Source organism: Streptomyces sp. H39-S7, from assembly GCF_027158205.1.
Taxonomy (GTDB): domain Bacteria; phylum Actinomycetota; class Actinomycetes; order Streptomycetales; family Streptomycetaceae; genus Actinacidiphila.
In genome coordinates, this window is record NZ_JAPVLU010000090.1 from 3,825 (window position 1) to 11,453 (window position 7,629).

A 7,629-nucleotide genomic window follows, 5' to 3' on the forward strand; every position below is an offset into this window, starting at 1 on the left:
CAACCCCTCCGTTCCCTCTGAACTGATCACTTGCCAAACCGGTACTGCGAACTACTGGTGGCCTTCACCGCACCACCGTCCGGCAGCCAGCCCCGTCGCCCGTCCTGCAACATTCCTGGCTTAGAACCCCACTGCCGAACCTCTTGGCACGCGCGCCCGCAGCCCGACGCCTTCACCAAGAGACCACCGTTCCACTCACTGCTGGCCCTGCCCCGCGGATGTGCCGCGGGTGCTGCTGGTGGCCTTCACCGCACCACCTCCGGCAGCCAGCCCCGTCGCCCGTTGTGCACCTGCTCTGGCTTAGAACCCCACTGCCGAACCTCCCGGTGCGCGCGCCCGCAGACCGACGCCTTCACCGAGGAACCACTCACGTACTGCACTGCTGCTACATCTGGTACTGCCTACTGCGTGTCAGAACTGCACTTGCCGTACTGCGTTACTGCGCGGCCGCCCCTCCCGGGGTGGCCCGGCCCGGCAATCAATCCTGCGACCCACCAACACTGCACTGGCCGCCGAATTCCATCACCGTGCCACTTGCTCTGCACGGCAGTTCGTATCTGCCGCGCCCTGCTTCCTTCTTGGCTACGAGAAGAACACTACCCACAGCCAGGGGCAGATGTCTACTTCAACTGGGATAGATTTTCGTGGCACGAACCGACAGGCATCCTGTCCTCCATCCGGCAGGCGCCGAGGGCGACGGATGGCACCGAAGGAACAGGAGAACCGCAGGCGAGCGGCCATTCACCGTCCGCTCCGCAGGCGGACTTCGGCGACGCGTGCCCCCGGCCCCTCACCGACGGCTGCCACGTGGGCTCGTCCGGGGCCCCTCCGCACTGTCCCCCCTGAAGACGCTGGCCGGAGCCTGTCCAGCATCCGGGCGGCCCTCACGGCCCGAAGATGTCGTGGCTCACGGACCCGGACGCATACCGGATCGAGCTGGCGGAGTGGCCGGTCGGACATCCCGACGGCATCACCGCAGCAGACTTCTCCTGAGGCGGTCCCGCTCAGCGCGGTGGCGCCGCTCACCTCGGCGCGGCCGCAGCGCAACGCGCAGCGCGATCCCGCCCTATCCACAGACCCTGACGATTGCTCCCAACTTCTCAGCCGGTGGGGGTGGAGGGGTGGCCGGAGGTGTTCTGGCGGAGTTGGTCGGTGTGATGGGTGATGGTGTCGATGCGGTCCGCGAGGTCTAGGTGGTCGGCCTGCAGATGGGTGCGGGAGTCGGTGAGCGGTTCGAGGAGGTGGACAGCCTCGCTGTGGGCCAGGGCGTCGGTGAGCTGGGCGAGGGGCGTGTCGGCGCGGGCGGGAAGGTCGGTAAGGGCGGTGATCTGGCCGGCGAGCTGGCGCAGGTCGGCGGCGTTGTCGCGGGCCCAGCTGGTGACCGTGCGGTCGGCGGCGCGGCGGTTGCGGGTGGCCTGAACGCGCTGTTCGCCGGTGGCGCCGGGCGCCCCGGGCCGTACGCGCAGGTAGCGGCGCTCCGCGGCCTGGCGGCTGGCGACTCCGAGCGGCGGGGCGAGGTCGGCCCAGCTGGCGCCCGCGCCGCGGGCGGCCTCGATCAGGGCCGGTTCCCAGCCGGCGAGCTGTTCGCGCAGTTCTCGCAGGAGCAGGAGGGTGGCCAGCGCCTGCTGGGGGTCGGCTGGTTCCTTTTCGCGCGGCGGGTTCTGCGCGGGGTGGGGGGTCTGGGCGGCGTGGAGCGCCTCGTTGATCTGGTGCAGGGCGGTTGCGGCGGCGCCGAGTGAGGCGGGTTCGGTGGGAGTCGGGGTTGGCATGGGCGTCCCTTTCGTCGATGTCACCCTTCTGACGACACCATGGTTGTCATCGATTGGATGACATGTTACAACGGAAGCACCTTGCAGCGCATTGGCAGTTCCTGCCTGAACCAACTGGAGGTGTTTCGCGATGTTGATGCGCACTGACCCGTTCCGCGAGATGGACCGGATCGTCCAGCAGCTGACGGGAACGTCCGGCACCTGGTCGAAGCCGTCCGTCATGCCGATGGACGCCTACCGCGACGGCGACGAATACGTCATCGCCTTCGACCTGCCCGGCGTGAGCACCGAAGCCCTGGACATCGACGTCGAGCGCAACATGCTGACCGTCAAGGCCGAACGCCGCCCGGTCGCCAAGAACGACGTGCAGCTCGAACTGTCCGAGCGACCGCTGGGCGTGTTCTCCCGCCAGGTGATGCTCGCCGACACCCTGGACACCGAGCGCATCCAGGCCGACTACGACGCGGGCGTCCTGACCCTGCGCATCCCGATCGCCGAGCGCGCCAAGCCCCGCAAGGTCAGCATCGGACGCGCCGAGAATCGCCAGCAGATCAACAGCTGAACCCCGGGCCCGACCCACCGCCGGGGGCGGGAACGCCCCTCCCCTGCGTTCCCGCCCTCCGCACCGGCACCCACGCCCGCACCGCACGAAGAAGGCCGCGATGGTCATGCGACACGAAGCTTTCCTCGACACGATCCATGAGCGCGGCAACTACACCACGCGCCAGGAAGCCGACCAAGCAGCGCGGGTCGTCCTGGCACTGCTGGGCGCCCACCTGGTCGGCCAGGTTCGCGCGGATCTGGCCGCCCGCCTCCCGGAGACCTTCGCGCTGATCCTGCTGAACCCCCTGCAGGCCGCCGAACCCCTGTCCGCCGAACGGTTCGTCCGGGCCACCGCCGCCTGGATCGAAGGGGCCACCGACCAGACGGCCTTGGGGGACATCAGCGCCGTGCTCAGCGTGACCGCCGACGCGGCCGGACGGGATCTCACCACCCACATCCTGCTTCAGCTGCCCCCGGGCTACGACTCGTTGTTCGGCTACCCCCACACCGCCTGAGACCCGACCGGGTCTTCCGCTGACTCCCCCCCAGTCTGAACACCCCCTCCCCACACGAGAAGGGCGACCACCGTTGTTCGACTCCAAGCCTGAACCCAGCACGACCGTTCCCCTCATGTCCTTCGAGCAGATGCTCGAACAGATCCGGTACGACGGCGCCTATCCGACCCGAGAACGAGCCGAAGAAGTCACCCACGCCGTGCTTGCTGCTCTCGGGCAGCAGCTCACCGGCGACGAGCGCGTCGACCTCAAGGCCCGCCTCCCCGTCGAGTCCGCTCTCACCTTCACCGCCCAGATCCCCACGATCCGCCCCCGCACCGGCTGGGAATTCGTCCAGGACCTCGCCACCCGCACCGGCGGCACACCCGCCACCGCACGCTGGGACACCGGCGCCGTCCTCACCACGGTCGCCCAGCTCGCCGGCCCCCTCCTTCTCGACCGCATCCTCGACCAGCTCCCCTCGGGCTACGCCCTGTTGTTCGGCCGCGCCGAACTCATCCAAGCCGCCTAGAGCAGGCCCACCGGAACAGCGGGCGCCGGCGGCCCACGCTGAGACGGGCCGGCGACCGCGGCAAATCGCCGTCCCGGTCGTCTGGCGTTCGGCTTCGTCATGCGCGGCACCCAGTCCGGCGGCGGGCGTAACCACTGATGTCGCTGGTAGCAACAACAGCACGGCTGCGGGGCCCGCCGAAGAGGCCGCACAGGCTGCTCGATCGGTCAGGGGGCACCGTCGGCGACGGGGGCGCCGACAACGGTGAACGAGGCCGCCATGACCACTGGACTGCGCGCACTGAAGAAGCGTCAGACCCGCCAGGCCGTCTCCGACGCCGTGCAGAGCCTGTTCCTGGAGCGCAGCTTCGAGGCGGCGACCATCTCTGAGATCGCCGCCGCCGCTGCACCGGTGGCCAAGATGACCGTCGCGAACGATTTCCCACGCAAGGAGGACCGGGCCCTCGACTTCCACGAGGCCTTTCGTGAACGCCTCGGCCTCCGGGGTGGAGTTTCGCGGGCGAGGGGCGATTACGCACCGACCGCGCTGCGCCGCGAGTATCCGGCGGGCGCGCAAGCGCCCTTCACTCGACCGACGAGATGGCGCCCTCTCTTCGGTCGAGTGAAGGGCGCAGGCGGCCAGACCGGCGTCGGTCGGGACACCGGTCCCGGCGGGGGTGCTGTAGCGCGCGAGCGCTACGAGGGGCGAGCGCGGCCGTGCGGACGATGACCGGCAGTTGGCGCAGGAGTTCCTGAGGGAACGGACGGCTGTGTCGGCCACACCCCTGCGGGACTGCTTCGGCGACGCCATTCTGGTCGTCGTCCGTAAGCTGCTGAGCAACGCCCGTGGCCCGGTGAGGGCGCAGGCTTTGGCCGCAGACCATCGCCGACGTTAAGGTGTGGCGCCGTACTCGGCGGATTGCTCCTGAGGGAGGTGGGAATGGGGCTCATGGATGTGGACCACGCGGGGCTGGTTGTCGCGGCGCAGGCCGGTGACGATCGGGCGTGTGAGGAGCTGATCTCCGCGTACCTGCCGTTGCTCTACAACATCGTCGGGCGGGCGCTGAGAGGGCATGCCGACGTCGACGACGTCGTCCAGGAAACCATGCTGCGTGTGGTGCGCGACCTACCTGCGCTGCGAGCCCCGGAGAGCTTCCGGTCCTGGCTGGTGTCGATCACGCTCCGCCAGATCAACTCCCACTGGCACCGGCAACGTGCCGTCGCCGGCCGGACCGCGGTCATCGACGAGGCACGCCAGATACCGGACGCGCGCGTCGAGCCTGAGGATGCGGCGATTCTGCGTCTGCAGGTATCGGACGAGCGCCGTCAGGTGGTCGAAGCCGGCCGGTGGCTCGACCCGGACCATCAGGTGCTGTTGTCGCTGTGGTGGCAGGAATGCGCCGGCACGTTGAGCCGCGACGACATCGCCGGCGCGATGGGACTCACGGTCGCCCACGTCGGAGTACGCCTGCAACGCATGCGCGAGCAGCTGGAAGTGAGCCGCACCATCGTCGCCGCGCTGCAGGCCGACCCGCGCTGTCCGCAGCTGCTCGAGACGGTCGTCGGCTGGGACGGTCTGCATACATCGGTGTGGCGCAAGCGGATCGCGCGGCACACCCGAGCCTGCCCGGTCTGCATGGCAACCACGACAGAGCGGGTTCCGGTCGAACTCCTGCTCCTCAGCCTCGCGCCACTGTCCGTCCCGGCCGGACTCATCGCCGCGCTGGCCGCCAAGGGCCTGCTGTCGGGAACAGCCGTGAGCGCCACAGGGCTGGCCACCGCACACAGCGTCGTCGCCACGGTGACGGGCGGAGGCAGCCTGCACGGCTCGCTGGTCGGCAAACTCTCCGCGGCGACCGCTCATCCGCTGGTAAGCCTCGCCACCGGCGCGGTGCTCATTGCCGGGACCGCCACCTACGTGGCCTGGCCGGAACCGGCGCATCGGGCTCCCGGCGTCGTCGTGGCTCCCACGGTCAGCAAGCCCGTGCCGATCCCGTCCCGCACCGGCACGTCGGCCGGACCGGCCCCCGTGCATCCGACCGCCGTCGCGCGCGCTGTTCCGTTGGGCGCGCAGTCGCTGCAGTCCGTGGACGAGCCCGCCCTGTACCTCACGTATACCGGCGACTTCGCGACGCTCGGTGGCGTCTCCGCGTCCAGCAGCGTGCAGGCACGGCAGCGGGCCACCTTCACGGTCATCCCGGGGCTGGCCGACACAGGTTGCGTCACCTTCCGCGCCCCCGACGGCCGCTACCTGCGCCATCGTGACCTGCGGCTACGGCTGAGCGCCAATGACGGCGGCGAACTGTTCCGTGAGGACGCCACCTTCTGTCCGGACCCCGGGGCAGTCGCCGGGTCGGTCACTTTGCACGCGCACAACTATCCCGGATCGGTCCTCCGCCACCGCGAGGGTGGCGTCTGGCTCGATGGCTCCGACGGCACCCGGGCCTTCGCGGGCCAGGCTTCCTTCATCTTGCACAAGGCCTGGTCCTGAGGACCACACCGTAAGCATGGTGGACCGGCCCGCGCCGTAACGGCTCGTGATCCTGCACCACGACCCTGCACCGCGCCCCCCGTGTGCAGGGGCCACCCAAGCGCGGCATTGCGCGTAACACTTTTCTCCTGCGAGATGCATCACTGAGCGATCCTCCGGGCGGCGCGGATTTTCCGTTACGAGACCACGCGTTCGGGGCCTCCCATGCGTGGGGGCCTCCCGCCGCGCACCTGACGTGCCGGCGCGGCAGGTTCCCCGACTTCCCCGCTCACGCATCCCCTGAGAAGAGCCGCTCCCATGACACGACACACCCACGAACCCCGAGCGACCGGTACACAGGAACGCACTCACGCCTCGCGACGCGCCCACCGCGCGGCGGACCGGCCCCTGCCGTCCGATGCGGGCACGACCACGGCGACCTGCGGCGCCCGAGGAGAATCATGAAGGGCCTGCACCGGCTCGGTCGGCGTCGCCGGACAGTGACGATAGGACTGTCGGCCGCAGCGGTGGTGGCCGGTGTCGTCACCCTGCTCCCCTCCGCCGGAGCCGCAACCCTGGGTACGCAGGCGGCCCCCTCGGGCCGGTACTTCGGGACGGCGGTGGCCGCCGGCAGGCTCGGCGACTCGACGTACGCAGCCATCGCGGACCGGGAGTTCAACATGATCACCCCGGAGAACGAGATGAAGTGGGACGCCATCGAACCGTCCCGGGGCAACTTCAACTTCGGCCCCGCCGACCAGATCGTCAACCATGCCCTGGCACACGGCCAGCGCATGCGCGGCCACACCACGGTCTGGCACTCGCAGCTCCCGTCCTGGGTCGGCTCCATCGGCGACGCGAACACGCTGCGGAGCGTGATGAACAACCACATCACCACCGAGATGACGCACTTCAAGGGCAAGATCTACGCCTGGGACGTGGTCAACGAGGCGTTCGCCGACGGCTCCACCCAACACCGCGGCTCGGTGTTCCAGAACGTGCTGGGCAACGGCTTCATCGAGGAAGCGTTCCGCACCGCCCGGGCGGCCGACACCTCGGCCAAGCTCTGCTACAACGACTACAACATCGAGAACTGGTCGGACGCCAAGACCCAGGGCGTCTACAACATGGTCAGGGACTTCAAGTCCCGCGGCGTGCCGATCGACTGCGTCGGCTTCCAGAGCCACTTCGGGACCGGCGGCCCGCCCTCCACCTTCCGGACCACCTTGTCCAATTTCGCCGCCCTGGGCGTTGACGTCCAGATCACCGAGCTGGACATCGCCCAGGCGTCGCCCACCCACTACGCCAACACGGTCAACGCCTGCCTATCCGTGACCCGGTGCACCGGCATCACGGTGTGGGGCATCCGTGACAAGGACTCCTGGCGCAGCGGCGACAACCCCCTGCTGTTCGACAACAACGGCAACCCCAAGGCCGCCTACACCGCCGTCATGAACGCTCTCCATGCCGCCCCCGGTTCCACTCCGGGCGGGACGGGCGCTGAGACCGGCACCGGGGAGATCAGGGGCCTCCCCTCCGGTCGTTGTATCGACATCCCCGGCTCCAGCACCGCCAACGGCGCCCAGACGCAGCTGTGGGACTGCAGCGGGCAGCCCAACCAGCGCTGGACCTACACCTCCGGCAAGCAGCTGATGATCTACGGCAACAAGTGCCTGGACGCTCTGGCCAAGGGCACCAGCAACGGCACTGCGGTGGTCATCTGGGACTGCAACGGCGGCGCCAACCAGCAATGGAACCTCAACACCAACGGCACGATCGCCGGCGTTCAGTCGGGGCTGTGCCTCGACGCCGTCGGCGCAGCCACCGCCAACGGCACCAAGAC

At 69.3% G+C, this 7,629-nt stretch carries 7 protein-coding genes and 1 pseudogene; 7 read left to right on the forward strand and 1 reads right to left on the reverse strand.

From position 1 onward, the window contains the following. Window positions 1–855 precede the first annotated feature (855 nt). Window positions 856–993: pseudogene (locus O3X23_RS41865) on the forward strand (VOC family protein); the annotation flags it as partial. Window positions 994–1,100: 107 nt separating this feature from the next. On the opposite strand, the gene O3X23_RS41870 reads toward O3X23_RS41865, so the two are convergent. Next, window positions 1,101–1,769 (reverse strand): type III effector protein, encoded by a 669-nt coding sequence (locus O3X23_RS41870; RefSeq protein WP_269279919.1) that lies wholly within the window; start codon window positions 1,767–1,769, stop codon window positions 1,101–1,103. A gap of 130 nt (window positions 1,770–1,899) precedes the next feature. On the opposite strand from O3X23_RS41870, the gene O3X23_RS41875 reads away from it, so the two are divergent. The 6 genes from O3X23_RS41875 to O3X23_RS41900 all read left to right on the forward strand — a co-directional run. Further along, window positions 1,900–2,331 carry an Hsp20/alpha crystallin family protein gene (locus tag O3X23_RS41875; RefSeq protein WP_269279923.1) on the forward strand — a complete coding sequence of 144 codons (432 nt, stop codon included), beginning with the start codon at window positions 1,900–1,902 and terminating at the stop codon, window positions 2,329–2,331. A 100-nt stretch (window positions 2,332–2,431) separates the two neighbouring features. Continuing rightward, on the forward strand, window positions 2,432–2,827 hold the full coding sequence (locus tag O3X23_RS41880; protein ID WP_269279926.1) for a DUF2267 domain-containing protein: 396 nt from the start codon (window positions 2,432–2,434) through the stop codon (window positions 2,825–2,827). A 115-nt stretch (window positions 2,828–2,942) separates the two neighbouring features. After that, entirely contained in the window at window positions 2,943–3,338 is a 396-nt protein-coding gene (locus O3X23_RS41885; protein ID WP_269279929.1) for a DUF2267 domain-containing protein, read from the forward strand. 258 nt (window positions 3,339–3,596) lie between these two features. Next, window positions 3,597–4,046, forward strand: a complete 450-nt coding sequence (locus tag O3X23_RS41890; RefSeq protein WP_269279931.1) for a hypothetical protein — start codon at window positions 3,597–3,599, stop codon at window positions 4,044–4,046. 210 nt (window positions 4,047–4,256) lie between these two features. After that, on the forward strand, window positions 4,257–5,807 hold the full coding sequence (locus tag O3X23_RS41895) for a sigma-70 family RNA polymerase sigma factor (protein ID WP_269279933.1): 1,551 nt from the start codon (window positions 4,257–4,259) through the stop codon (window positions 5,805–5,807). A gap of 440 nt (window positions 5,808–6,247) precedes the next feature. Next, the coding region (locus tag O3X23_RS41900; RefSeq protein ID WP_269279935.1) for an endo-1,4-beta-xylanase at window positions 6,248–7,629 on the forward strand (1,382 nt) is incomplete at its 3' end.